This is a genomic window from Aerococcus sp. L_32 (genome assembly GCF_050689315.1).
In genome coordinates this window covers 1-748 of sequence record NZ_JBOEQF010000904.1, presented here as the reverse complement: position 1 = coordinate 748, position 748 = coordinate 1, and the positions used below count along the sequence as shown (strand labels likewise).

Here is a 748-nt window from a genome sequence, read left to right as displayed (position 1 = left end):
AATTTCGATGATACGTTCAATATGATTACTAGGATGACTAAAGCTAAGGCTAAGTTAGCCAAGAATGACCATAACATACTCATCGCATATGTACCATCTGCCACTTGACCAACATTTAGCACATATTGATTAAAGATAAATTTTAGGATGAAGAATGCGGCAAAAGTCATCATTGTCCCGGTAATCAGGTTTAGGTATACACTAGACATACGGCGGTTGAATAACGTCCGCTGTAAGTTTCGAGCAAATTTACCCGATAACCCAACCATAGCTGCTTGGATTGCACTAGCCACTAGCACCATCCACTCTGTCTGTACATTCTCTACTTGTAAATACCCCACTACTGCACCAAGTACTGCACCAGCGATATAACCTGCTATTGATCCTCTTCTATATGAATAGAAAACCAATAAGGTTAATGAAATCGCTACGGTAATATTATAACTTGTAATGGTTTCTGGGAATATGCTTTCAATTAATAAAGCCAGGATGACAAATAATAAGCCTTCAACCCAGACTACTAATTTTTGTGACGCGTTCATGCCGCCGGACCCCCTTAGTTTTGTTTCCCTTTTTTCTTATCTTTTTTGTCAGGATGGTAGTTTGAAGCTTCCATAATGACTGGTAAAATCATCGGTCGGCGTTGTGTTTCACTATATAATTTCTTACTTAGCGCATCCCGGATATCACCTTTTAATTTAGACCATTCAAAGTTCTTGTCTTTAAGATTTTCCTCAGTCACTTCAAT

Annotated in this window: 1 protein-coding gene and 1 pseudogene; both read right to left on the bottom strand. The window is 38.4% G+C overall.

All coding sequences use genetic code 11. The features are described from left to right. Positions 1 to 542, bottom strand: a 542-nt coding sequence (locus tag ACRCJ0_RS17255) for an energy-coupled thiamine transporter ThiT (protein ID WP_431391381.1), incomplete at its 3' end; no start/stop codon positions are given. 14 nt (positions 543 to 556) lie between these two features. Next, positions 557 to 748: pseudogene (locus ACRCJ0_RS17250) on the bottom strand (ribonuclease J); the annotation flags it as partial.